General features: G+C 59.5%; 22 protein-coding genes and 2 riboswitches. Of the genes, 6 read left to right on the forward strand and 16 right to left on the reverse strand.

The genetic code is table 11. From position 1 onward, the window contains the following. Positions 1-3 precede the first annotated feature (3 nt). From RGR602_RS19435 to epmA, 4 genes are all read right to left on the reverse strand, one after another. Positions 4-1185: an acyl-CoA dehydrogenase family protein gene (locus tag RGR602_RS19435; protein WP_039846440.1), complete on the reverse strand. Its 1182-nt coding sequence runs from the start codon at positions 1183-1185 to the stop codon at positions 4-6. Beyond that, a complete protein-coding gene (locus tag RGR602_RS19440) occupies positions 1185-1436 on the reverse strand; it encodes an acyl carrier protein (protein ID WP_039846441.1) in 252 nt (83 codons plus the stop codon). The genes RGR602_RS19435 and RGR602_RS19440 overlap by 1 nt, the downstream gene beginning before the upstream one ends. Positions 1437-1700: 264 nt before the next feature. Beyond that, the gene (locus RGR602_RS19445; protein ID WP_039846442.1) at positions 1701-2753 is read right to left on the reverse strand and encodes a lysine-2,3-aminomutase-like protein; all 1053 of its coding nucleotides are present in this window, start codon (positions 2751-2753) and stop codon (positions 1701-1703) included. Then, positions 2753-3814: an EF-P lysine aminoacylase EpmA gene (gene epmA, locus RGR602_RS19450; protein ID WP_039846443.1), complete on the reverse strand. Its 1062-nt coding sequence runs from the start codon at positions 3812-3814 to the stop codon at positions 2753-2755. Before epmA ends, RGR602_RS19445 begins: the two co-directional genes overlap by 1 nt. A gap of 151 nt (positions 3815-3965) precedes the next feature. On the opposite strand from epmA, the gene efp reads away from it, so the two are divergent. After that, on the forward strand, positions 3966-4535 hold the full coding sequence (gene efp, locus RGR602_RS19455; protein ID WP_039846444.1) for an elongation factor P: 570 nt from the start codon (positions 3966-3968) through the stop codon (positions 4533-4535). 55 nt (positions 4536-4590) lie between these two features. Here the strand turns inward: efp and RGR602_RS19460 are convergent, their stop codons facing one another. The 6 genes from RGR602_RS19460 to metA all read right to left on the reverse strand — a co-directional run bounded on the left by RGR602_RS19460 (position 4591) and on the right by metA (position 10466). Continuing rightward, positions 4591-5319, reverse strand: coding sequence for an SIS domain-containing protein (locus RGR602_RS19460; protein ID WP_039846445.1), 729 nt, complete (start codon positions 5317-5319; stop codon positions 4591-4593). 15 nt (positions 5320-5334) lie between these two features. Further along, on the reverse strand, positions 5335-6486 hold the full coding sequence (gene nagA / locus RGR602_RS19465; protein ID WP_039847039.1) for an N-acetylglucosamine-6-phosphate deacetylase: 1152 nt from the start codon (positions 6484-6486) through the stop codon (positions 5335-5337). Next, complete coding sequence (locus tag RGR602_RS19470; protein WP_039846446.1) at positions 6486-7517, reverse strand: SIS domain-containing protein; 1032 nt, start codon at positions 7515-7517, stop codon at positions 6486-6488. The genes nagA and RGR602_RS19470 overlap by 1 nt, the downstream gene beginning before the upstream one ends. Beyond that, positions 7514-8287, reverse strand: coding sequence for a GntR family transcriptional regulator (locus RGR602_RS19475; protein WP_039846447.1), 774 nt, complete (start codon positions 8285-8287; stop codon positions 7514-7516). The genes RGR602_RS19470 and RGR602_RS19475 overlap by 4 nt, the downstream gene beginning before the upstream one ends. A 111-nt stretch (positions 8288-8398) precedes the next feature. Further along, complete coding sequence (locus RGR602_RS19480; RefSeq protein WP_039846448.1) at positions 8399-9421, reverse strand: aldose epimerase family protein; 1023 nt, start codon at positions 9419-9421, stop codon at positions 8399-8401. A 121-nt stretch (positions 9422-9542) separates the two neighbouring features. After that, positions 9543-10466, reverse strand: coding sequence for a homoserine O-acetyltransferase MetA (metA, locus tag RGR602_RS19485; protein ID WP_039846449.1), 924 nt, complete (start codon positions 10464-10466; stop codon positions 9543-9545). Between the two features lie 62 nt (positions 10467-10528). After that, a riboswitch (SAM riboswitch) is annotated at positions 10529-10606 on the reverse strand. Positions 10607-10761: 155 nt separating this feature from the next. Between metA and RGR602_RS19490 the strand changes: the two genes are divergently transcribed. Continuing rightward, positions 10762-12597, forward strand: a complete 1836-nt coding sequence (locus RGR602_RS19490) for an ABC transporter ATP-binding protein/permease (RefSeq protein WP_052451623.1) — start codon at positions 10762-10764, stop codon at positions 12595-12597. Positions 12598-12681: 84 nt separating this feature from the next. Here RGR602_RS19490 and RGR602_RS19495 read toward each other — a convergent pair whose 3' ends face one another. Together RGR602_RS19495 and RGR602_RS19500 are read right to left on the reverse strand one after the other, a co-directional pair. Further along, positions 12682-14508 carry an ABC-F family ATP-binding cassette domain-containing protein gene (locus RGR602_RS19495; RefSeq protein ID WP_039846450.1) on the reverse strand — a complete coding sequence of 609 codons (1827 nt, stop codon included), beginning with the start codon at positions 14506-14508 and terminating at the stop codon, positions 12682-12684. A gap of 3 nt (positions 14509-14511) precedes the next feature. Further along, positions 14512-15162 carry a thiamine diphosphokinase gene (locus RGR602_RS19500; RefSeq protein ID WP_039846451.1) on the reverse strand — a complete coding sequence of 217 codons (651 nt, stop codon included), beginning with the start codon at positions 15160-15162 and terminating at the stop codon, positions 14512-14514. Positions 15163-15258: 96 nt separating this feature from the next. Further along, positions 15259-15372: riboswitch (TPP riboswitch) on the forward strand. Positions 15373-15420: 48 nt separating this feature from the next. Here RGR602_RS19500 and thiB point away from each other — a divergent pair. From thiB to RGR602_RS19520, 4 genes are all read left to right on the forward strand, one after another. Further along, a complete protein-coding gene (gene thiB, locus RGR602_RS19505) occupies positions 15421-16443 on the forward strand; it encodes a thiamine ABC transporter substrate binding subunit (protein WP_039846452.1) in 1023 nt (340 codons plus the stop codon). After that, positions 16443-18080 (forward strand): thiamine/thiamine pyrophosphate ABC transporter permease ThiP, encoded by a 1638-nt coding sequence (gene thiP / locus RGR602_RS19510; protein WP_039846453.1) that lies wholly within the window; start codon positions 16443-16445, stop codon positions 18078-18080. The genes thiB and thiP overlap by 1 nt, the downstream gene beginning before the upstream one ends. Further along, a complete protein-coding gene (locus RGR602_RS19515; RefSeq protein WP_170250310.1) occupies positions 18067-18786 on the forward strand; it encodes a thiamine ABC transporter ATP-binding protein in 720 nt (239 codons plus the stop codon). Before thiP ends, RGR602_RS19515 begins: the two co-directional genes overlap by 14 nt. Before the next feature lie 252 nt (positions 18787-19038). Next, a complete protein-coding gene (locus RGR602_RS19520; RefSeq protein ID WP_039847041.1) occupies positions 19039-20583 on the forward strand; it encodes a M48 family metalloprotease in 1545 nt (514 codons plus the stop codon). Positions 20584-20633: 50 nt separating this feature from the next. Here the strand turns inward: RGR602_RS19520 and RGR602_RS19525 are convergent, their stop codons facing one another. The 4 genes from RGR602_RS19525 to RGR602_RS19540 all read right to left on the reverse strand — a co-directional run bounded on the left by RGR602_RS19525 (position 20634) and on the right by RGR602_RS19540 (position 23778). Continuing rightward, a complete protein-coding gene (locus RGR602_RS19525) occupies positions 20634-21497 on the reverse strand; it encodes an RNA polymerase factor sigma-32 (RefSeq protein WP_022717472.1) in 864 nt (287 codons plus the stop codon). A 371-nt stretch (positions 21498-21868) separates the two neighbouring features. Further along, complete coding sequence (locus RGR602_RS19530) at positions 21869-22441, reverse strand: CarD family transcriptional regulator (RefSeq protein WP_039846455.1); 573 nt, start codon at positions 22439-22441, stop codon at positions 21869-21871. A gap of 399 nt (positions 22442-22840) precedes the next feature. Beyond that, positions 22841-23179, reverse strand: a complete 339-nt coding sequence (gene fdxA / locus RGR602_RS19535) for a ferredoxin FdxA (protein ID WP_028739996.1) — start codon at positions 23177-23179, stop codon at positions 22841-22843. Positions 23180-23373: 194 nt separating this feature from the next. Beyond that, positions 23374-23778, reverse strand: a complete 405-nt coding sequence (locus RGR602_RS19540; RefSeq protein ID WP_039846456.1) for an RNA-binding S4 domain-containing protein — start codon at positions 23776-23778, stop codon at positions 23374-23376. Position 23779 lies beyond the last annotated feature (1 nt).

Here is a 23779-nt window from a genome sequence, read left to right on the forward strand (position 1 = left end):
CTGTCACCCCAGTAGGCTAGTGTCCTGCTTGTGGACGAGAAGCATGCTCGACGTGTTGCCGAGGATGCGGTCATTCGAGATCATGAGCTGTGCGGAATGAGCGTCGCGCAAATGCCGGCCAAGGCTGAAGGGCGTACCGTTCTTGTAGCCCACGATTCCGCAGATCAGCATGGCGTGGTTGACAATCTCCAGGATCGTTTCCGATGAAGCGATCTTCACGTTGTTCATGGCCACCGCAAAGCCCATCGAGGAGAGCTTGTCCGGATCGGACTTGGCATCTTCGTAAGCCTTGAGACCCGCCACGACGTTCGACTTCACCATCTGCAGCAGGGTGGAGACTTCGGCGAGCCGCAGCGCACCGGGGGGCGGAACACCAGGAGACTTGCGGGCTGCGGCACGCACGAAGGCCTGCGCGCGGGAGACGGCGTCGACCGCAATGCCATACCAGACGCCGCTCCAGAGCAGATGCGACGAAGCGAGCATCGACTGTGCGGCGATTTCGGCGAAAGGCTTCGGCAGGATCTGAACGGCAGGCGCTTGCCCCTTGAAGAGGAAGCCGTCGGAGCATGTGCCGCGCATACCCAGCGTGTTCCAGATATGCGTGCGCTCGAGTGTGTACTGATCCTTGAGAAACGCCGTCAGGACCTGATCCGAGGGTGCTGCGTCCGGATGGCTGCGAGAGGTTATGAGGATGGCATCGGCATGCGAGCCGTAGGAGATCACGGTCGCGTCCTTTTCGAGACGGCAGCTGTCGCCGCTGACCTCGATGGCGCAGATGCTGTTGCGCAGATTGCCGCCGATCCCGCCTTCGGTCGTCGCCGATGCAATCAAGAGCTGCTCGGCGGCGATGCGCCGCATGAAGCCAGCATGCCATTCACTTTCGGTGCCGTGCTCGACCAAGCTTGAAAGCTTGATGTGGTGCATGGCGAAGACCATCGCACTTGCGGCGCAAGCCTGGCCAAGAACGGAGCAGAGTTCGGCGACTTCGGTCGTCGATGCCCCCTCGCCACCTAGGTGGCGCGGCACTTGAATGCCGAGCAGGCGCTCGGCTTTCATCGCATCGACGGCCTCGCATGGAAAGCGGCCTTCGGCGTCGACAGCGTCGGCATATTTCGCGGCGATCTCGGCAACGCGCGCCGTTCTGACGGTAAAATTCTGTTCCGTGATCTTGACCGGAAAGTTCATCACGCGACCTTCCGGTTGTCCTTGATGATATCGACGGTCGTTTCGATCGCGGAGATGCTGGCAAAGGACTTGCGATTGAGGAGATTGTCGGGGAATTCGATATCGAAGGCTTCTTCGATGCCAAGCATGAGCTGCACGGAAGCAAAGGATGTCAGACCGGCCGCATAGAGATCGGCATCGTCGGCTAGCTGATCGATCGAAACAGGAAGCTTGCCGAATTTGGCGAGCAGTTCACGGATAGTCTTGTTCATCCTTAGCAACCTCCAAGATTGTCATGATCCCGAGTGGCGATTATCGCCTTCATCATGAGCGTTCTTTTAGGCCGGAAAACAAAACATTCCGCTAACTTGTCTGGTTAAATATGAGGAAGACTCGCAGTTAAAATTTTAGGGAGTACCTTGTCTCGATGGCTTTTATCTTTTTCTTGACAGACACTTAGGCGTTACTCCTGCCTCAGGCGCCAAGATTGGTGTCCAGGCTGAAAGTGCAGAAATGATACGCCGCGTGTCTTCACGTCACTCGGAAGGCGGGTAGGAATGTTCTGCGCCATGGTAATCCAACACGGAAAAACAACCGTCCGCCGTCTTCCGGACAGAATTTTCGCCAATCACTGCCTTTCCGTGGCCACCCGGGATATCAAGGATATAGGCCGGCTGACAAAGGCCCGAGATGCGGCCGCGCAGCGAAGAAACGATCTTCTGGCCTTCTTCGATCGTCAGCCGGAAATGGCTGGTGCCGGGCGCCAGATCGGGATGATGCAAGTAGTAAGGCTTGATGCGCGTCTCGACGAATGTCTTCATCAGGTCCGCCAGAACGCCGGCATCGTCGTTGACGCCCTTCAAGAGCACGGACTGACTGATCATGACGATCCCGGCATCGATGATTCGGCCACAGGCTGCACGGGCTTCGATCGTCATTTCGCGCGGATGGTTGGCATGGAGCGCGATATAAGTCGTCTTGCCGCTCGCTTTCAACGCGGCGATCAACGTCGCATCGATCCTCTGCGGATCGACCACGGGCACGCGTGTATGGAACCGGACAATCTTCACGTGATCGATGGCCGCAAGCTCCCGCATGATCTCCTCCAGCCGCCGCGGCGAAAGGACGAGCGGATCGCCGCCTGTAAGGATCACCTCCCAGATCTCCGGATGGCCGCGGATATAGTCGAAAGCAGCCCTCATCGCCGCCGGATCGAGCGTACCGAGACCTTGGGGACCGACCATCTCCCGCCTGAAGCAGAAGCGGCAATAAACCGGACAGACATGCACGGCCTTCAACAGCACGCGATCCGGATAGCGATGCACAATGCCTTCAACCGGGCTGTGCGCATGATCACCGATAGGGTCGGCGCGCTCTTCAGCTGTTACGACAAGCTCGGCTGCATCCGGCACGAATTGACGCGCGATCGGATCGTCGACGTCGGCTCGATCGATCAACTTGGCGACGGTCGGCGTCAGGGCGATCGCATATCGTGCAGCGACCTCTTCCAGTGCCAGCCGGTCGCGATCGGCCAACAGCCTGGCTTTCGACAGGTCATCGACGCTTTTGATCGGCCGGACGATATTCATCAGCGATACTCCGCAACCGGCGCCCACAGCACCTGGTCGATGCGCGAGGCTCCTGTCGCCAGCATGACCAGCCGGTCGAAGCCGAGCGCGATGCCGCTTGCCTCTGGCATGATCGAAAGCGCATCGAGGAAATCCTCGTCGATCGGGTAGCGTTCGCCATAGACGCGCGCTTTTTCTGCCATCTCGAGCTCAAAGCGGCGGCGTTGTTCTGTCGCATTGGTGAGTTCGCCGAAGCCGTTCGCCAGTTCAACGCCGCAGGCATAGAGCTCGAAACGCTCCGCAACCCGCGGATCGCGTGGCGAGGGACGGGCGAGCGCCGCTTCGGAAACCGGGTACTCATCCAGAATGGTCACGCAGCCGAAACCGAGGTGGGGTTCTATCTTTTCAACCAGGACGCGGCTGAAGAGGTCCGCCCAGCCGTCGTCGGCCGAGACGCGCATACCGTTCCGGCGTAGTTCACAAGCCAGATATTCTCGATCCGTCGAACCATCGGCGGCGACCGACGCCAACAGGTCGATGCCGGCATAGCGCTCGAACGCCTCTGCGACGCTGATGCGTTCAGGTCCGGCGAAGGGGTCGGTTTCGGCGCCCCGATAGGTCAGCTTCGGCGTCTCCACGGTTTCTGCGGCCAGCGCCAGAATCCGCACGCAGTCCATCATCAGCGTTTCATAGCTTTCGCCGACGCGATACCATTCCAGCATCGTGAATTCGGGATGATGGAATGGGCCGCGTTCGCGATTGCGATAGACATGCGCGAAGCAGGCGATGCGCTGCTCACCGGCCGCGAGCAGCTTCTTGCAGGCAAATTCCGGTGAGGTGTGCAGATAGAAGGAAGTCGCCTGCCCGTCCGTCGTCAGCGCCTCGGTTGCAAAAGCGTGCAGATGTGCCTCGTTGCCGGGCGAAACCTGCAGCGTGGCCGTATCTACCTCGATGAAATCCTCGCGCGCGAAGTAGCCGCGCAGCGCCACCTGGATCGCGTTCCGCCCAATCAGGAAGGGGCGGCGGTCCGCGTGGACGCTGGGGGTCCACCAAGGAGACGCTTTGGCGCTGGTAAGGTTCATTCTGAGCTTTCATCACCGGGCCCGCCAACGCGAGGGCTGGCGTTTTGCCGGATTTTAGGTTAGTTGCGCCCCAACGAAAAACAATTGGCGTCATCGGGACCATCCAGACAATCCCTCTACGACGCCAAAAGCCGAGTGACAAGGAAGTCTTATGGTCAAGGTCATCGCCTCTTCGGTCCGCAAGGGCAACGTTCTCGACGTAGACGGCAAACTCTACGTCGTTCTCACCGCGCAGAACTTTCACCCCGGCAAGGGTACGCCGGTCACCCAGGTCGACATGCGCCGCATCGTCGACGGCGTAAAGGTTTCCGAGCGCTGGCGCACGACCGAGCAGGTCGAGCGCGCCTTCGTTGAGGATGTGAACTTCCAGTATCTCTATGAAGACGGCGAAGGTTTCCACTTCATGAACCCGGCGACCTACGATCAGGTTGTCGTCGACAACGAAACGATGGGCGACCAGAAGGCCTACCTCCAGGAAGGCATGACCTGCATTCTGTCGATGCATGAAGGCATTCCGCTGGCACTCGAGCTGCCGCGTCACGTCACGCTCGAGATCACCGAGACGGAACCGGTCGTCAAGGGCCAGACGGCGTCGTCCTCTTATAAGCCAGCGATGCTTTCGAACGGCGTGCGCACCCTGGTTCCGCCGCATATCAACGCAGGCACGCGCGTCGTTATCGCAACTGAAGACAACTCCTACGTCGAACGCGCCAAGGATTGATCCTTCGGACACATCAGACAGATAGGCCGGCCTAACGCCGGCCTTTCTGTCTTGATTACAGATGCGGGTTGCGCGGCCGGTATTTTTTCACCAGCCGCTGATTGACCTCCGCAGCTCCCGGCATGTTGGCGCTGAGATAGACTGGTGCGTCGCCGGACTTCGAAAGCGCAGAGGCAACTTCAGCGAAGATTGCGTTTAGCACTGTTGCTCCGACAGCCGTCGACACCGGGCCCACCTTGAGACCGCTTCCAGCCAGATCGAGCACGGCATCGCCGGGCGGCAAGCCGTTATCCAGCACGACATCGGCGATATCCGCGAGCCGGCGGCGGCCATTGGCAATCGCGCTCGAATAGGCAACCGAGGTAACAGCGATCACCTTGGCGCCGATCTCGCGGCCATAGTCCGCAGCCTCGATTGGTGCGGCATTCACACCCGAGTTCGAAGCAATGATGATGACGTCGCCTGGCTGCATGCCGTAGCGCTCCAGCACCGGCCGAACGAGGCCTTGCGTGCGTTCATAGACCGAGCTGATGACCGCCCCCTCATGGAGCATCGCGGAGCCGATGAGAACCGGCACGGTGAACGCAAGACCGCCGGCGCGATAATGCACCTCCTCGGCCAGCATATGCGAATGGCCCGTGCCGAAGACGTAAACGCGCTTGTCATGACGCGCCGCATCGAGAATGACTGCTGCGGCCTTCTCCATGGGTTCGGCAAGGCTTTTCCTCAAAGCCTCAAGACGGCCGATCAGATTGGAGAAATAGGCATCCGTAACCGCCGTCATGGCATTTCCTCTGCTTCAGGCCGCTTCGCCGTCGATCCACGCGGCGTTGACTTCGACCGCATCCGTCAGATGCACGAGGTCGGCGCGCGCTCCCGGCGAAAGATGGCCATAACCATCGAGCCGGAGAAACCGGGCCGGATAAAGTGTTGCCATGCGCAGCGCCTCGGCAAGCGTCAGATCGAGATAGGTGACGCCATAGCGGATGGTCGACGCCATATCGACATCCGATCCGGCAAGTGTGCCGTCCGCAAGCACCAGCTTCGAGCAGAAGCCCCCCTTCTCACGCCGCACGGTGCGACCGTTGAGCGTGAAGCTATCCTTTCGGGAGCCAACCAGCGACATGGCATCCGTCACGAAGAAGAGCTTGCCCTCCCCGCGCTTGGCGCGAAGTGCAGTGCGTAGCGCTTTTGGATCGACATGATGGCCGTCGGCGATGATGCCGCACCACGTCGACGGATGGTCGATTGCCGCGCCAACCAGACCAGGTGCGCGGTGACCCATCTGGCTCATGGCGTTGAAAAGATGGGTGACGCCGCGTACACCAGCATCGAAACGCTCTTCTGCAGCTTCGCTCGAACAATCCGAATGGCCGATGCTGACGATGATGCCAGCCTCGCTCAGTTCGCGAACTTGAGCGACCGTCACCTGTTCGGCCGCCATCGTCACGAGCAGCGTACCGATTGCCTCACGGGCGCGAATGAAAGCTTTGACATCCTTGTCTTCGACCGGGCGCATCAGTTCGGCCAGGTGCGCCCCCTTGCGGGCAGGCGCCAGATGTGGACCTTCCAGATGAAGACCGGCCACGCCCCGATGGGTTTTAACCGCATCCTTTGCGGCCTCGATCGCAGCCGCCGTCGCATCCGCCGTATCGGTGATCAGGGTTGGAAGCAGCGCCGTCGTGCCGTAGCGCCGGTGACCTTCGGCAATGATACACATCGAAGCTGCCGACGGCTCATCGTTCAGCATACGCCCGCCACCGCCATTCACCTGCGCATCGACGAAACCTGCCGAAAGCACACCGCCGTCAAGCAAGATCGTCTCGCCTTCGGGCAAACCGTTGCACGAGACAATGGCCTCGACCCGGCCATTGGCAACGATCAGCGCCTTTTCGTCGTGGAACTTCTCGCCGTCGAAGATCCGGGCACCGGTGAAGATCTTGCGGAGTATCATATCGTCTCCGTGACTTTGAGCAGGTTTGCCGGCTTGTCTGGATCAAAACCCTTGCGGCGTGTAACTGACTCGATCAGGCGATAGTAGACGAGAAGCGACACGAGCGGATCGAGTAGGCCGTTGCCCGTCGTCGGCACGAGCAGATTGACGCCGGAAAGCGGCTGCGCCGAGAACGGTACGGTCGTTGCGCCGAGCCTCTGTAATCGCTCGAGTGCCTGAACGTTGTTGGCATAGGCCGCATCGTCGGGCATGAAGGCGACGATCGGGAAACCCGGCTGAACGAGGCGCATCGGGCCATGCATCAGCTCTGCCAGCGAGAAGGCTTCCGCGTGAAGGCCGGAGGTTTCCTTGGCTTTCAGAGCGGCCTCGAGCGCGATCGCAAAAGCTGGCCCGCGGCCTGCCGTATAAAGCGAGGTTGCATTGAAGAGCACGTCTTCTGCACCAGCCGTATCGATACCAGCAGTCGCCGACAGAGCCTCGGGCAACCTCTCCAATGAGGCTTGCAGATCGGCCGTACCGCCAATTGCAGCCGTGACACCGGCGAGCGCGGCAACCGAGGCGATGAAGGACTTGGTCGCGGCAACACTCTTTTCCGCACCTGCATTGAGGTCCAGAACGATATCTGCCTGCTTTGCAAGCGGGCTGTCGGTGACGTTCACAACGGCGATCGTCGTCGCGCCGCCACGCTTGGCAGCATCCTGAAGGGCAACGATATCTGGGCTGGCGCCGGATTGCGAAACAGTGAAGTGAACACCATCCTTCAACTGTAGAGCCGTACCATAGACGGAAGCGATCGACGGGCCGACGGAAGCAACGGGAATACCGGCAGTGATCTCGAAGAGATATTTGAAGAAGGTTGCGGCATGGTCTGAAGATCCGCGCGCTGCCGTCGTTACCACGCTCGGGCGAACCGAGGAAAACAGCTTGGCGATTTCGGCGAAAACCGGCTTCTCCTTTTGAAGGAGCGTCGCGACCACGTCCGGCGACTGGCCCGCCTCCTGCAGCATCAGCGACTGGTTCTCACTCATAGGTCATCTCCAATTTTCAGTTCGGCCACGAAATCATAGGCATCGCCGCGGTAGTGCGAACGGGTGTATTCAACGACGCGCTGGTCTTCCAGGCGCGAAATCCGTTCGATCAAGAGTGCTGGCGCACCGGTCTTTACATTCAGCATCGAGGCTGATGAAGGATCGAGCGTCACGGCGGTCAGCCGCTGCAGCGCCCGCACCGGCTTGTGGCCGTTTGCGGCCAGCGCATCATAAAGCGATCCCTCGCCACCGGCACTGCCGCCGAGGAACTTGACCGGCACAACCGCCCTCTCGATCGCCAGCGGCAAACCATCCGCAAGGCGCAGACGATCCAGGCGCAGAACGGCCTCATCTTGGCCAAGTCCGAGAAGGAAGGATTCTTCCGGCGATGGCGAATTGATCGTGCGGGACAATATCCTTGCCGCCGGCGAACGGCCGCGTGAGCGCATATCGGCCGAGAAAGACGAAAGACGCCAGAGCGGCTGCTCCATGCGCTCCACCTTACTGGAAACGAAGGTACCGCTGCCGTGACGCGATTCCAATGCGCCGGAGGCCATCAGATCACGATAAGCGGTTCGCACCGTCACGCGGCCGAGCTTCAGAGCTTCGGCGAGATCGCGCTCTCCGGGAAGGGCTGCACCCGGCTTGAGTAGGCCTTCCTGAATGAGGCCGGTCAACACCAGTGCGAGCCGCCTGTAGAGCGGTCCCGTCATCGTTTCGTCGCGCAGACCGCGGGCATTGAGCTCCGCTATCAGACTGGTTCTATCCATGGAATAACCATAGAACCTATTTAGAACCACTTTTCAAGCTGAATCTCAGCCGCAAGATGAAAACCCTCGTGGCGGCACGAAGGTCTATGAGTGATCGGATGTCCGCGAAGATCAGCTTTTCGTGAAGATGTAATCCGTTTCCTGCCGCAGCACCTCGCCTGGGCGCAGCACCGCATTTGGAAAGCCCTCGTGATTGATCGCATCCGGCCAAACCTGCGTTTCGAGGCAGAAGCCGGCGAAGGGCCCGTATTTCCGCCCCCCGATGCCCGCGACCGCAACGTCGAGCTTGAAACCGGCATAGAACTGTATGCCCGGTTCGGTGGTTCTAACCTCCAGCGAGACACCGGAGTTGACGCTGCGTGCCAGTACGACGGAGCGCTTGGCCGTGCGTTCCGTCGAAAGGCAGAAATTGTGGTCGTAAAACGCCTGCTCGCCGTCTGCAAACCGCTTCATCGGGGCCATTTCGCGGAAGTCGAAAACCGTGCCTTCGACCTGTCGGATCTCGCCGGTCGGGATTTGTATCTCGTCAGTCGGTAGATAATGATCGGCAGCGATCATGATATCGTGGCCGAGCGCATCTTCGCGGCCGTCGAGATTGAAATACGCGTGCTGGCAAAGATTGGCGAGCGTCGGCTGGTCGGTGGTCGTCTCGTAGACGACCGAGAATTCGCCATGGCCATGCACACGGTAAGTCGCCTGGACCGTGCAGTTGCCTGGATAGCCTGCGCGACCATCCGGGTCGACGATCTTTAAGACGACACGGTCGGCATCGTGCTCGACGATCGTCCAGTTGCGCTTGGCGATATTGTCGCTGCCGCCGTGCAGATGCGAAACGCCCTTTTCATTGAGCTCGAGCTGATAGGCCTTGCCGTCGAGGGTAAACTTGCCACCGCCGATGCGGTTGGCACAGCGGCCGGGCGTTGCACCAAAATAGGAGGAATGGGAGGGATAGCTGGCAAAGTCGTCGAAGCCGAGCAGGAGAGGCGCATCATGGCCGTCGAGCCGCAGATCCTGGATGACTGCCCCCCAAGTCATGATCTTGGCTGTAAGGCCGCCGCCCTTGATCTCGACGCGATAGACGGTTTCGCCGTCTTTCGTCGTCCCGAAAACTTCCCGTTCGAGCTTTTCCGACATCGTTCGCCATCCCAAATCTGTGTTGGTTTCAGGCCCGCGAACCTGCCTCCATTTGTTGAGGACCGCAACCGTCAAACACAAAAAGAAACGCCGCCGCAACGAGGTCAGCGGCGGCTGCAGTTCAGATTTTTGTACCGATCTCGTCGAGATTATAGGGCGTCGTCTGGTAGATTTCGTTGATCCAATTGCCAAAGAGCAGATGCGCATGGCTGCGCCAGCGGTTCTGCGGTGCGAGCGACGGATCGTTATGCGGGAAATAATTATGCGGCATCTTGATCGGCACGCCGGCATTCACGTCGCGGAAATATTCATCGGAAAGCGATGTGGAATCGTATTCCACATGATTGAACATGTAGAGCCGCTTGCCTTTTTTCTCGTGCACGAGACACACGCCCATCTCATCGGATTCCATGAGGATTTCGAGGCTTGAGGACTTGTCGATATCGGCCCGCCGGACCTCGGTCCAGCGCGAAACCGGCACTTCGAAGTTATCGGAAAATCCATTGAGGTAGACGGATGAAGGCTTGAGGTTCTTATGGCGATAGACGCCGAACGCCTTTTCCTTCAGCTCGTACTTCGGAACCTTGTGGAAATGGTAGATCGCCGCCATCGCGCCCCAGCAGACATTCATGCTCGAATGAACGTTCGTCTCGGTCCAATCCAAGATCTTCTTCATCTCCGTCCAATAGGTCACGTCCTCGTAAGGCAGCGTTTCGATCGGTGCGCCAGTAATGATGAAGCCGTCGAACTTGCGATGCCTTACCTCCTCCCAGGTCTGGTAGAAAGCAAGCAGATGGTCTTCGGATGTGTTCTTGGCCCTATGGTTGCCAATGCGGATCAGCGAGAGCTCCACCTGAAGCGGCGAGGCGCCCACAAGTCGCGCCATCTGCAACTCCGTCTTGACCTTGTTCGGCATGAGATTGAGAAGCCCGATCTGCAAAGGGCGGATATCCTGACGGATCGCCGCCGTTTCGGTCATCACCCGCACGCCCTCATGAACGAGGGTCTCGAAAGCGGGCAGAGTATCGGGGATCTTGATGGGCATTGCGGTCACTCAACAAAACAAAAGGTACCGGCAAATAAAAAACCGGCGGCGAAAGAATCGCTACCGGTCCGCACGCGGCCCTTTAGCGACTTATTTAACGTGGCTGCAAGCCGGCCGGCCAAATCACCACGGAGAACCCTAAATAGCGCCGCAGCCCACGCGAATCAATCGCAATTGTGAAGGGCGCGCGTTGAACCAAGGTAACTCACGCGTTAATGACTGGTAGAATCTGTTGATGGACAGGGCGCGTCACCATGTTAATCAAGCATCATCATGGTCCGCATGGAAGGACATAATGGCAGACGACGTCGAAGGCAGGCCGAGCATTCAAGGGCAGGATAGAGTAGGTTACGATCTGAGCCTCGGATACCGCCTGAAACTGATGTTTGCGGCATTCTGGGATTCCAAGGTCCGTGGAAAGATTCTGCTACTCGCCTCGATCTTGCTCGCGGTGATCCTGGCGACGGCCTATGGCCAGGTCATTCTGAACCGCTGGAACGCACCGTTCTACGATTCCCTGCAGCGCCGCGACGTCGGCGAATTCTTCCATCAGCTCCAGGTCTTCGCATTGATTGCCGGTTCACTTTTGCTCATGAACGTCGGCCAGGCGTGGCTCAACCAGATGACCGCGCTTTATATGCGCGAAGGTCTGACCCGCGATCTCGTGGATCACTGGCTGAAGCGCAAGCGTGCGCTGCGTCTCGCCTCAACCGGCCTGATCGGGGTCAATCCGGATCAGCGGCTGCATGAAGACGCCCGCAACCTTGCAGAAAGCACAACCGGCCTCACGCTCGGCCTCATCCAGTCGACAATCCTGCTCGTCAGTTTCATCGGCGTTCTCTGGGAGCTTTCGAGCGGCTTCGTCTTCCATTTTCGCACCTACGCCTTTGCCATTCCGGGCTATATGGTCTGGGCCGCGATCTTCTATGCGGCATCCGCCTCGATCCTCAGCCAGATCGTCGGCCGCAAGTTGGTGATCTTGAATGCCGACCGCTTCTCCAAGGAAGCGGAGCTTCGCTTTTCGCTGATGCATGCCAACGAGAATATGCCGGCGATTACCGTGGCCCGCGGCGAGGAAAACGAACGCCGGCGGATCAATGAGGATATCACTTCGGTACTTGCCATCCTGAAGCGGCTGACCATGGCCAGCACTAACCTCACCTGGGTTTCGGCCGGTTACGGCTGGCTGGTCATCGTCGTCCCGATCATCGTCGCGGCTCCCGCCTATTTTTCAGGCAGCCTGACCTTCGGCGAACTGATGATGTCCGTCGGCGCCTTCAACCAGGTGAATACCGCCCTGCGCTGGTATGTTGCCAATTTCACCGCGATCGCCGAGTGGCGCGCCACGCTGATGCGCGTGACCGATTTCCGCCATGCCTTGCACGGCATGGACGAACCCATCAATCCAAAGAATGCGATCACCTACGAGGATAACGCTGATACGCTCACCCTCAAGAATCTCATGATCGCCGCCAAGCTCGGCGAAGAGATCGATCTGTGCGGCGGCTTTGCCGTCGCCGAGACGGATGTCACGATCAGAGCCGGCGAGAAGGTCATGATCAACGGCGACCATAATGTGAACCGCAAGCTCCTGTTCCAGGCGCTTGCAGGCCTCTGGCCCTGCGGCAGCGGCAAGATAGGGCTGCCGCCCGCCGACGGCACGGTTTTCGTTCCAGAAGTGGCCTATGTGCCCGGTGGCACGTTGCGCGAAGCGCTGTCTTTCCCGGAACCGGTGGACACCTACAAGAGCGAGGACGTCGAAGCAGCGCTTCAGAAAGCCGGCCTTAGCCACCTCATTGCGCGTCTCGATACGCGGGCCCGCTGGGATAAGATGCTCGATTCCGACGAGCAGAAGGGGATCGGTTTTGCCCGCTTGCTGCTGGCCCGGCCGCGCTGGATCATCTTCGACGAAGTGCTGGAAGGTCTTGAGCCGGAATCGCAATCAACCCTGATGGCGCTGCTGGCGACGCTATCCGATTCCACCATGATTTATATCGGACGTTCCGAGGCCTACCTCGAAACCTTCAATCCGCGCGAGTTGCATTTGCATCCACTGGCGGCGCAGATCGAGCAGTCGGCCTCCCCGGCAGCAGGAACTGGCACGGCACACGCACCTGCACCGGTCATCTGAACGTCGCAGTACCATCCGTTCGTACCAATGCAAGAGCTGCGCGATCTGACAAAAGGCGGAAGCCTTTCCTCTTCAGGACGGAACCTAGCCCTCCAGCTCTTCGCGCAGCATTTCAAGCTCCAACCATTCTTCTTCCATCTTCGTCAGGCTATCGCGCAGCTTTTCCATCTCCGCCGCAAGCCGGTTGAAGGTGGCAGTATCTTTGCTGAAGAGATCGGGATCGGCCATCTTCTCTTCGCGCCTGGCGATTTCAGCTTCTGCCTTGGCCATTTCCTTGGGCAGGGTTTCGAGCGCGAATTTCTGCTTGTAGGAGAGCTTGCCTTTGCTCTTCGAGGCATCTGCCACAGAAGCAGCCGACTCAGCTTTCGGCTTCTCCGCGGTCTTTTCGATCTTCTTCCGCTCCTCCATTGCGCCCTTGCGCTGGGCAAGCATATCGGAATAACCGCCGGCATATTCGATCCAGCGCCCATCAGGCGCGTCGGGGACGGCGGGCGCAATTGTCGAGGTCACCGTGCGGTCGAGGAAGTCTCGGTCGTGGCTCACGAGGATGACCGTGCCCGGGAAGCCGGCGACGATTTCCTGCAGCAGGTCCAGCGTCTCGAGATCGAGGTCGTTGGTGGGTTCATCGAGGATCAGAAGGTTGGTCGGGCGCGCAAGGATGCGCGCCAGCATCAGCCGCGCGCGCTCGCCGCCTGACAGGTTCCTGATCGGCGTGCGCGCCTGCTCCGGCTGGAAGAGGAACTCCTTCATGTAGCCGGTGACGTGGCGTTGCTCCCCGTTCACCAGCAGGTTCTCGCCGCGCCCGTCGGTCAGGTAGTGCGCGAGCGTATCCTCCAGATTGAGATCTTCGCGCTTCTGGTCGAGCGTTGCAATCTCGAGATTGGTCCCGAGCTTCACCGTGCCGCTGTCCGGCGAAAGCTGTCCCGTCAGCATCTTCAGAATCGTCGTCTTGCCCGCGCCGTTTGGTCCGACCAGACCGATGCAATCGCCGCGATGGACGCGGATGGAGAACGGCGCAACAATTTGACGGTCATCGAAAGTCTTGGCGATCTTTTCCGCTTCGATCACCAGCTTGCCGGATTCCTGCGCATCGGACAGCGCAGCCTGCACGGTCCCCTGCGGCCCCTTGTGGCCACGATGCTGCGAGCGCATGGTCTGCAACTCGCCGAGGCGGCGCATGTTGCGCTTGCGCCGAGCGGTTACGCCATAGCGCAGCCAGTGCTCCTCGCGTTCAATCGCCTTGCCGAGCTTGTGCTGCTCCAGTTCTTCCGCCTCAAGCACCTGATCGCGCCAGGCTTCGAAATTGGCAAAGCCACGATCGAGCCGCCGCGACATTCCCCTGTCGAGCCAGACGGTCGCCGTGGAGACCTTTTCGAGGAAACGGCGGTCGTGGGAGATCATGACCAGCGCGCTGCGGCTTTTCTGGAGTTCGCCTTCAAGCCATTCAATGGTCGGAAGGTCGAGATGGTTCGTCGGCTCATCAAGCAGGAGAATATCCGGTTCAGGCGCCAGCACGCGGGCAAGCGCTACGCGTCGCGCTTCGCCGCCGGAGAGGTTTGTCGGGTCCTCTTCGCCAGTGAGGCCAAGATGCGAGAGGAGGTAGGTCACGCGATAAGGGTCATCGCCCGGCCCAAGACCGGCTTCCGCATAAGCCTGCACCGTCTTGAAACCGGCGAAATCCGGTGCCTGCTCCAAATAGCGCACCGTCGAGGATGGATGGCGGAAAACCTCGCCCGATTGCGATTCAACGATTCCGGCCGCAATCTTCAGAAGGGTCGATTTGCCCGACCCGTTACGGCCGACCAGACAGATCTTATCGCCCGGCTCGACCTGCAAGGCCGCGCCGGCCAAGAGAGGCGTTCCGCCGAAGCTTAGGAAGATATCGTCGAGTTTCAGGATGGGAGGGGCCAAAAATCAGACTCCGGAAAAATCATGGGGGCGGGCAAGGACGATCGCCCGGCCGCTGCCGAGCGTAAAACGAACCTTGCCTTCCGCGATGTTGGAAATGGTACGCGAGGAGCCGAAGGGCAAATGAAAATCGATGAGCGGATACCGGGCATTCTCGATATAAAGACCATGCAGTTCGCTGAATCCGGACACCGAAAAGAGGCTGTTCCTCGGCAAATCGAGCTCAATTTTGCCAGCGAGAAGCGGCACGGCCTCCTCCGTTCCGGAGGTCAACAGAATGTCGAAGCCCTGTTCGGCAAGGCTGACGGCGTAAAGCAGGAGCTGCAGCGCGTGGTCCGAGCGCTCGCCACCGAGCGCACCGGCAAGGACAAGTCGCCGTGCGCCGCGCGCAATCGCATCCGACACAGCGATTTCACCATCCGTTGCGGCCTTGGCGGCAGGGTAGGGCTGTTTCGGGACATGCGGAAATGCGCCCTCCAGATCCGGCGGCGTGGAATCGAAATCCCCGACCCAGAGCTCCGGCACCACGCCAAGCGCTGCTGCATGCCGCATACCGCCGTCGGCGGCGATGAAGCGGCTGCCTGAAACGGCAGAACGCAGGCGCTCGGTCAGGACGAGTTCGCCGCCGAGCAGGATCGTGAAAGTGGATTGGCTCATGGCATTGCCCATAGCGCAAAGCAGGGGCCAAGGGAAAGGGGCTACAGTCAGCGCGCTTCGCCCTTGTCATAAAGCCTTCATGGCGATACATCTGCCGATGCTCTAACGGGGTGCCTGGATGTCCGCAAGGATGCCGGCTGAGAGGCATCGAGCCAACCCGCGGAACCTGATCCGGTTAACACCGGCGGAGGGATTAGACGCGTGACATTCGGCAACGCCCTTTTCCCAATCAAAAGAAACTCAAGGAGGAGGCGCGCCATGTCCGGCCGCACATCGATCATCTCTTCGCTGACCGCAGCATTTTTCGCCGCGACGCTCGGCTTGTCTGCCGCGTACGGCGCTGAAAAGACGCTCACCATATACACTTACGAAAGTTTCACGTCCGAATGGGGACCCGGGCCGAAGGTCAAGGACGCTTTCGAGAAGACATGCGGCTGCACGGTCAATTTCGTCAGCGTCGCCGATGGCGTCGCCCTGCTTTCGCGTTTGAAGCTCGAGGGAGCTTCGACCAAGGCCGACATCGTCCTCGGCATCGACACGAACCTCGTCACCGAAGCCAAGGAGACCGGCCTGTTCGACGCAAGTGGTGTCGATGTCGGCGCGCTGAAGGTGCCGGGCGGCTTCGTGGACGATGTCTTCGTTCCCTACGACTACGGTCACTTCGCGATCATCTACGATACACAAACGATCAAGGACCCGCCTCAGAGCATGAAGGATCTGGTCGAAGGTGATCCTTCGCAGAAGCTCGTCATCGAAGATCCGCGAACCTCGACGCCGGGCCTCGGCCTGCTGCTCTGGGTCAAATCCATTTACGGCGACAAGGCGCCGGAAGCCTGGGGCAAGCTCAAGAACCGCATCCTGACGGTCACGCCCGGCTGGTCCGAGGCCTATGGCCTGTTCACCAAGGGCGAGGCGCCGATGGTGCTGTCTTATACCACATCCCCCGCCTATCACATGGTGACTGAGAATACCGATCGCTACCAGGCCGCAGCCTTCTCGGAAGGCCACTATATCCAAATCGAAGTCGCGGGCCTTTTGAAGAATGCTCCGGACAAGGATCTTGCCCGCGACTTCCTGGAGTTCATGATGACGCCCGGCTTCCAGGATACCATCCCGACGAACAACTGGATGATGCCCGTTTCCGCGACCTCCAAGCCGCTGCCGGATGCCTTTAGCAAGCTCGTCAATCCTGCCAAGACCTTCTTGATGAGCTCCGACGAGGTCGCCAGGAGCCGCAAGGCCTGGATCGACGAGTGGCTTGCGGCGATGAGCATGAACTGATGCTGCAGACCGCAGCCGAACGGCAGCGTGCATTGACTGGCGGGGCGATCAGCCTCGCCGCCGTCACGTTGTTTGTCGGCCTTGCGGCGTTCTCGTTGCTTTTTGCCGGAGGCGGCGCGGCCATCGTCGGCATTCTTTTCGATCCATATATTCTGCGTGTGCTGCGCTTCACGCTGCTGCAGGCGCTCCTTTCGACCGCGCTTTCCATCGCCTTCGCGATTCCGGTCGCACGCGCGCTCGCACGCCAGCCGCATTTTCCAGGACGCATCTGGATCATCCGCCTGATGGCGGTTCCTATGGGGCTGCCGGTTCTGATCGGCGCACTCGGCATGATCGGGATATGGGGCAGGCATGGGCTGTTGAACTGGCTTATGATGAACATCGGGCTTGACGAACCGGTGAGCATCTATGGGTTAACCGGCATCCTTCTCGCCCATGTCTTCTTCAACCTACCGCTTGCCTGCCGCCTGATGCTTGCAGGTCTCGAACGCGTGCCCGCCGAATACTGGCTGATGGCGAGCACCCTCGGCATGCGGCCCCGCTCGGTCTTCCGCTTCATTGAATGGCCGGCGATCCGCCCGCTTATTCCCGGGATAGCCGGATTGGTCTTCATGCTCTGCGCCACCAGCTTCACGTTGGTGCTAACCCTCGGTGGCGGCCCGGCAGCAACCACGATCGAGGTCGCGATCTACCAGTCGCTCCGTTTCGATTTCGACCCCGGCCGCGCAATCGCGTTGTCGCTCCTGCAGATCGCGCTGACGGCGATGATCCTCGGCGCGATGGCACTTTTTCCGCCTGCCGGAGATGAGGGCCTGACCGAAGGCCAAGACATCAAGCGGCTTGATGGCAAAGGGCCATGTGCCAGATTGGCCGACAGCCTGCTTTTGCTGATCGCCGTTCTCTTCCTCGGTCTTCCCCTTGTGTCGATCATCGCCGCCGGGTTGCACGCCGATCTCATAAAGCTGCTGCAGGAGCCGATCTTCTGGCAGTCAGCCGGGATGAGCTTGGCGATCTCGCTTTCGGCCGCCCTGCTCTCGATCATCCTTTCGATAGCCATGATTCGTGCCCGGCATGCAATCTTATCGAAGCGGCGGCGCGGCGTTACCGACAGGTCCTTTTTCACAGCCATGGGCGGTGCTTCATCGATGGTGCTGCTCGTGCCTCCAATCGTACTCGCAACCGGGTGGTTCATGGCACTGCGGCCCTTTGGCGATGCGACGCGCTTTGCGGCCGTGCTCGTCGTTCTCATCAATATGCTCATGGCACTTCCCTTTGTCATGCGCGTACTGGAGCCGGCCTATATTGTGCATCAGCGCCGGACGCAGAAACTGGCCGCAAGCTTGGGGATTGCGCACGCGGCTCGATTGAGATTGATCGATTGGCCGGGCTTGAAGAAGCCGCTGCTCACCGCCTTGTCGTTCGCAATGGCGCTCTCGCTCGGCGATCTCGGCGCCGTTGCTCTCTTCGGTTCTGAAGGTTTGGTGACATTGCCCTGGCTCGTCTACAGCCGCATGGGCAGCTACCGGACGAACGATGCCGACGGCCTTGCGCTGATCCTCGGCATCATTTGCCTGCTGCTGACAATCGCCGGAACAGCGGGCCAGCCGAGACGGGAGAATGGCGATGGCGATCGCTAATCAAGACGAGATCGAAATGCAGGACGTGCGCTTGATGCTCGGCACGCACGCTTTCCATTTCGATTCCCGTCTGCCGGCCGGCCGGATCATCGCGGTGAGCGGGCCTTCCGGCGCCGGGAAGTCAACCTTTCTCAATCTGCTTGCCGGTTTTGAAAGACCTGACAGCGGCCGCATTTTGATGCACGGCGCTGATGTGACGGCCGCCTATCCGGCGGAACGTCCGGTCTCGGTCGTCTTCCAGGACAACAATCTCTTTGCCCATCTTGATATCTTTACCAATGTCGGCCTGGGGATCGATCCGGCGTTGAAGCTTGCCGCCCAAGACCGGAGAAAAATTTCCCAAGCGCTTGAGAAGGTCGGTCTCGCCAATTTCGAACGGCGTATGCCCGCAACGCTTTCCGGTGGAGAGCGGCAGCGAGCCGCATTTGCGCGCGCGCTCGTGCGAAAGCGCGCCGTTCTGCTGCTGGATGAACCTTTTGCAGCGCTTGACCCGGGCTTGCGCGCAGGCATGGCCGAACTGCTGCTTGGTATGCACATGGAAACCGAAAACACGGTGATCATGGTTTCGCATGATCCCGACGAGGTGCGCCGGATCGCCGATTACGGTGTCTTTATCGATAAAGGCGCGATCGTTCTTGCCGCGCCACTCACCGAGTATCTCGCGCGGGAAGATATGCCCGCGCTAAGGCGATTTCTGCACGGCTGACGAATCTCATACTTGCGATGGCACTTTCGCCACAATTTCATCCGAGCGAAAGATCGCCCTAACGACGCCACGCTTGCTAAAATACAACGGCGCTACAATTAAACAGAGTCTCGCTATGCAACCGATGCGGAAATCAGTTACAGCAATGGCTTGTGTCTTCCCGCTGTGCAGTGCGAGAACCGGGATGGACGACTGTTGAACCCCGTTGGAAGCGGCCGGATCGGACATGCGGCAAACCGGCCGAAAAGCAAGATGACTCGGAGAGCCAGACTGGACAGCATGACGACGTGGAAACGCCCCGCGCCCTCCAGTAACGTGCTTTCTGCGCCCTACCGGTGGAGCCGCCATGCGCTGCTTGTGTCTGCGGCCGCAGTCGCGCTCAATGGCTGCCAGTCGATTCTCGAGCAATCCTATCAGCCGACGGTCTCGCCCTCTGCCAGCCCACAGATCGTCGATGAAGTGCAGAAGAACGATCCGCGTGCCGCCATGGGCGCGCGCGAACATCCGCGTATCGTTGCAAGCTACGGCGGCGAATACAAGGACGCCAAGACTGAACGCCTCGTTGCGCGCATTGCCGGTGCGCTAACGGCGGTTTCGGAAAATCCGAGCCAGTCCTACCGAATCACGATTTTGAATTCGCCGGCAATCAACGCTTTCGCGCTGCCGGGCGGCTATCTCTATGTGACCCGAGGTCTGCTGGCGCTTGCCAACGACGCTTCCGAAGTCGCGGCTGTGCTGTCGCATGAAATGGGTCACGTTACGGCCAATCACGGCATCGAACGCCAGAAGCGCGAAGAGGCGGAGGTCATCGCGAGCCGCGTCGTCGCCGAGGTTTTGTCGAGCGACATCGCCGGCAAACAGGCGCTTGCCCGCGGTAAGCTGCGTCTCGCCGCCTTCTCGCGCCAGCAGGAACTGCAGGCCGATGTGATCGGCGTGCGCATGCTCGGTGAAGCGGGCTACGATCCTTACGCCGCCACTCGCTTCCTCGATTCCATGGCGGCCTATAGTCGCTTCATGTCGGCCGATCCTGAGGCCGATCAAAGCCTGGACTTCCTTTCGAGCCACCCGAACTCGGTGCAGCGTATCGAGCTTGCGCGCGATCACGCCCGCGCCTTCGGCCAGGAAGGGACGGTCGGAGACAAGGGCCGGGGCTATTATCTCGATGGCATCGACGGTCTTCTCTATGGCGACAGTCCGGAGGAAGGCTATGTTCGTGGCCAGACCTTCCTGCACGGTGGTCTCGGCATTCGCTTCGACGTGCCGCCGGATTTCAGCATCGACAATAAAGTCGAAGCCGTCATGGCCACCGGTCCGGGAGACGTGGCGATCCGCTTCGACGGGGTTGCCGACAGCGACAACCAAAGCTTGACGAACTACATATCGAGCGGCTGGGTCACCGGCCTCGATCCTTCGACGATCCGGCCGATCACCGTCAACGGCATGGAAGCGGCAACGGCCCGTGCAACCGCGGATCGCTGGGATTTCGACGTGACCGTGGTGCGCAACAACTCGCAGATCTTCCGCTTCTTGACCGCCGTTCCAAAGGGCAGTGCCGTCCTGCAGCCGACGGCAGACGTACTGCGCGCCAGCTTCCGCCGCATGACACCGCAAGAGGCGGCAACGCTGAAGCCTCTGAGAATCCGCGTCATCAGCGTGCGTCCCGGCGAAAACGTCGCAACGCTGGCGGCCCGAATGCTGGGCACGGATCGTAAGCTCGACCTCTTCAAATTGATCAATGCCCTGCCAACTGGCGGCACGGTCTCGCCCGGCGACCGCGTGAAAATCATTTCCGAATAAAAAGAACCCGGCTTTCGCCGGGCCAGTTTGTGCTGCTGGAAGTAAGAGCTCTAGGCGTGAGCCGCCATATGGGGATCCGCGCTGACAAGCGCGCTGCGCAACTTTTCCATGGCGCGGCTTTCGATCTGGCGAACGCGTTCCTTTGAAATTCCGAGATCGGCGCCGAGTTCTTCGAGCGTCGCACCTTCTTCGGCAAGGCGGCGTGCCGCAATGATCTTCATTTCGCGCTCATTGAGATGTTTCAGCGCCGATGTCAGCCAGATACGGCGACGTTCGCCATCGATCATGTTGGAAACCTGCTCGTCCGGCAACGGATCGTCGCTGACAAGGAAATCCATCTTCTCCGCGCTGTCGGCATCGCCGGAAACCGAAGGCGCCTGCAGCGAGGCGTCATTGCCGGAAAGGCGCGCATCCATCGTCTGGACGTCGGCGAGGCTGACACCCAGGGCAGCCGCGATCTCCTGATGGATGGATTGAAGGGTGAGATGCGAGTCGCCTCTGGCAAGTTTGGCGCGCAGGCGACGCAGATTGAAGAAGAGGGCCTTTTGGGCGGAGCTCGTACCGCCGCGGACAATCGACCAGTTGCGCAGGATATAATCCTGAATCGACGCACGAATCCACCAGCTTGCGTAGGTAGAGAAGCGCACCTCGCGTTCCGGCTCAAAGCGGGCAGCCGCTTCAAGGAGACCGACATAACCTTCCTGGACAAGATCGCTCATCGGCAGACCGAAGTTGCGAAACTTGCCCGCCATCGAAATGACGAGACGCATGTGAGCCATCGCGATCTGGTTGCGGGCACCGCGATCCTCATTGTCCTTCCAGCGAATAGCGAGATCATGTTCTTCTTCGCGAGCAAGATAGGGAGCCGCCATGGCGATTTTGATCATGCGCCGGTCTGCAGACATGTTCTTCATAATCGGTCTCCTAAAAATCAGGCCTCGTGCCCTTGAAGAAAACAATCAGGTTACTCCCGGACCAAGCTGCCCGGATCAATCCAGCGTGTGAATGCATAAAGGCCCCGCTCCTGGATTTTTCAGGAGGAGGCCCTATCTCTTTGTCATATGCAGGTAAGGTTGGACCCGATTCTTCAAGTTGCCGGCCTGGCAAATTGTGGAAGGCATGATCCGCTCCTCATCGAACGTTGACAGGATGCGAACGTTCGATCAGGCAGATATTTCCCGATGCAATCCGCACGTACAGTGTCTAAACGCGGCTGGCCGGAAAAAGTTCCACAAAAAAACCCGGCTCGCAGGCCGGGCTTTTTGTTAAGGAAAACAATGCAGTATTAAGCGGCTTCGTCCTGCGAATCGTCTTCTTCGATTGCCTTGCCGCGCTTCGGACCCTTGTTGAGATTCATCTCGACGAGACGAACAGCTTCGGTTTCCGACATCTTGTTCACTGCGGCGATTTCGCGCGCCATGCGATCGAGCGCCGCTTCATAGAGCTGACGCTCGGAATAGGACTGCTCGGGCTGATTTTCAGCGCGATAGAGGTCGCGAACGACTTCTGCGATGGAAATCAGGTCACCGGAGTTGATCTTGGCATCATATTCCTGCGCACGGCGGGACCACATGGTGCGCTTGACACGTGCCTTACCCTGCACGACCTTCAGGGCGCGCTCGACGAAATCGGTTTCCGAGAGCTTGCGCATGCCGATGCTCATTGCCTTGGCAACCGGAACTTTCAAGCGCATCTTGTCCTTATCGAAATCGATAACGAAAAGCTCGAGCTTCATGCCGGCGACTTCTTGCTCTTCGATAGCCGTGATGTTACCGACGCCGTGAGCGGGGTATACGATCGATTCGCCGGTCTTGAAGCCATGGCGTGCTGCTGAAGGTTTTTTCTGCTGGGTCGTCATACTAATCAAAAACTCCCTGTTACGCGTCCGGCAGCGGCCGGCGCCGGGTCAGTCAGGCCCGGTTGAGACGGATCAGCTCCGTCGGGTGACTTCACTCTGGTCCCACCAGACAGAAGCAAAAGATCTCCTTGCGCGCGATCAATGATCGAACAGCTCAAGGCGTTGATATCTCACGGGGAACCGCGTACGGATTTCTTTTGCTTTCGTGATGGTTTTGGGCACGCTTCGTGCCTCAAATGGATCAGTGTGGCGAACCTATCATAAAAATATGAGGAAATCAATAATTTGCTTAACGTGAGTCATGTGGGCAACACATGGCACCCATATCAGCAGAGCATCTTATAAACGTTTACGCCCGCCTTCGGCCCCTATTTCAGGGCTACACCGGCAAAATGTTCGTCAATCGCCGGAACCGGGTTTTTCGCTGAAGTACTTCTCGAACTTGCCGGCCTCTCCGTCCATTTCCTTGGCTTCCGCCATCGGTTCTTTCTTGACGGTGATGTTGGGCCAGCTGCTGGCATATTCAGCATTGATCTTGAGCCACTTGTCGAGCCCGGGCTCGGTATCCGGCTTGATGGCCTCGGCGGGACATTCCGGTTCGCAGACACCACAGTCGATGCACTCATCCGGGTGGATGACGAGGAAATTTTCGCCCTCATAGAAGCAGTCGACAGGGCATACTTCCACGCAGTCGGTATATTTGCAGCGAATGCAATTGTCGGTCACGACATAGGTCATGAAGAACTCCAGGATTTTCACGCAAGCGGGGCCGGGCAACCTGGAACGTCGCGCCTTTCCCCTGGCCGGAGGACAGCGTGGACAGGCTTGGGAGGCAAGCACACTGTCCGGCAAGTTGACTGTCACGTATCGGCTTTGTGGTCGAATTTCAAGAATAAACGATCTGTCGATCAGGCCCTGATGGACAGAGTTTTCTAATCCTCGTCCGACATCAGTCTGTCGACTGCGCGCCGCTCCTTTTTCGTCGGCCGGCCGGCGCCCGTCGAACGGATGGCCTGCTCGTAGGGCGTGAGACGTTTTGTCTCACCCTGAGGCGGCGTCAGATCCTCGTAAAGTAGTTTTGCTTCTTCGAAGGGCCCGCGCCTCTCGCCTGATGCCTTCACGATCAGAACCACATCCCGCCGATCCAGCGTCAGCTCGACACGGTCACCCGCCTTCACGGTCTGGCTGGGTTGTTGGACGCGCTCGCCATTGATGCGAACGTGGCCTGACTGGATGTGGCCTTGCGCCAGAGAGCGAGATTTCACCATGCGCGTGAAAAACAGCCACTTGTCGATGCGCTGACGCGAACCGCTTCCTGGCTGTGTCTCCCCGCTCATA

The organism is Rhizobium gallicum bv. gallicum R602sp, from assembly GCF_000816845.1.
In the GTDB taxonomy this organism is placed as follows: domain Bacteria; phylum Pseudomonadota; class Alphaproteobacteria; order Rhizobiales; family Rhizobiaceae; genus Rhizobium; species Rhizobium gallicum.

Excerpts from the sequence above, each read along its gene's own strand:
- RGR602_RS19470 (WP_039846446.1), bottom strand. The coding sequence starts at position 7,517 with ATGAGTGAGAACCAGTCGCTGATGCTGCAGGAGGCGGGCCAGTCGCCG.
- RGR602_RS19435 (WP_039846440.1), bottom strand. The coding sequence starts at position 1,185 with ATGAACTTTCCGGTCAAGATCACGGAACAGAATTTTACCGTCAGAACG.
- RGR602_RS19475 (WP_039846447.1), bottom strand. The coding sequence starts at position 8,287 with ATGGATAGAACCAGTCTGATAGCGGAGCTCAATGCCCGCGGTCTGCGC.
- RGR602_RS19440 (WP_039846441.1), bottom strand. The coding sequence starts at position 1,436 with ATGAACAAGACTATCCGTGAACTGCTCGCCAAATTCGGCAAGCTTCCT.
- metA (WP_039846449.1), bottom strand. The coding sequence starts at position 10,466 with ATGCCCATCAAGATCCCCGATACTCTGCCCGCTTTCGAGACCCTCGTT.
- RGR602_RS19540 (WP_039846456.1), bottom strand. The coding sequence starts at position 23,778 with ATGAGCGGGGAGACACAGCCAGGAAGCGGTTCGCGTCAGCGCATCGAC.
- thiB (WP_039846452.1), top strand. The coding sequence starts at position 15,421 with ATGTCCGGCCGCACATCGATCATCTCTTCGCTGACCGCAGCATTTTTC.
- RGR602_RS19525 (WP_022717472.1), bottom strand. The coding sequence starts at position 21,497 with ATGAAGAACATGTCTGCAGACCGGCGCATGATCAAAATCGCCATGGCG.
- RGR602_RS19490 (WP_052451623.1), top strand. The coding sequence starts at position 10,762 with ATGGCAGACGACGTCGAAGGCAGGCCGAGCATTCAAGGGCAGGATAGA.
- RGR602_RS19515 (WP_170250310.1), top strand. The coding sequence starts at position 18,067 with ATGGCGATCGCTAATCAAGACGAGATCGAAATGCAGGACGTGCGCTTG.
- RGR602_RS19520 (WP_039847041.1), top strand. The coding sequence starts at position 19,039 with ATGACTCGGAGAGCCAGACTGGACAGCATGACGACGTGGAAACGCCCC.
- RGR602_RS19530 (WP_039846455.1), bottom strand. The coding sequence starts at position 22,441 with ATGACGACCCAGCAGAAAAAACCTTCAGCAGCACGCCATGGCTTCAAG.
- thiP (WP_039846453.1), top strand. The coding sequence starts at position 16,443 with ATGCTGCAGACCGCAGCCGAACGGCAGCGTGCATTGACTGGCGGGGCG.
- efp (WP_039846444.1), top strand. The coding sequence starts at position 3,966 with ATGGTCAAGGTCATCGCCTCTTCGGTCCGCAAGGGCAACGTTCTCGAC.
- RGR602_RS19460 (WP_039846445.1), bottom strand. The coding sequence starts at position 5,319 with ATGACGGCGGTTACGGATGCCTATTTCTCCAATCTGATCGGCCGTCTT.
- epmA (WP_039846443.1), bottom strand. The coding sequence starts at position 3,814 with ATGAACCTTACCAGCGCCAAAGCGTCTCCTTGGTGGACCCCCAGCGTC.
- RGR602_RS19480 (WP_039846448.1), bottom strand. The coding sequence starts at position 9,421 with ATGTCGGAAAAGCTCGAACGGGAAGTTTTCGGGACGACGAAAGACGGC.
- RGR602_RS19500 (WP_039846451.1), bottom strand. The coding sequence starts at position 15,162 with ATGAGCCAATCCACTTTCACGATCCTGCTCGGCGGCGAACTCGTCCTG.
- fdxA (WP_028739996.1), bottom strand. The coding sequence starts at position 23,179 with ATGACCTATGTCGTGACCGACAATTGCATTCGCTGCAAATATACCGAC.
- RGR602_RS19445 (WP_039846442.1), bottom strand. The coding sequence starts at position 2,753 with ATGAATATCGTCCGGCCGATCAAAAGCGTCGATGACCTGTCGAAAGCC.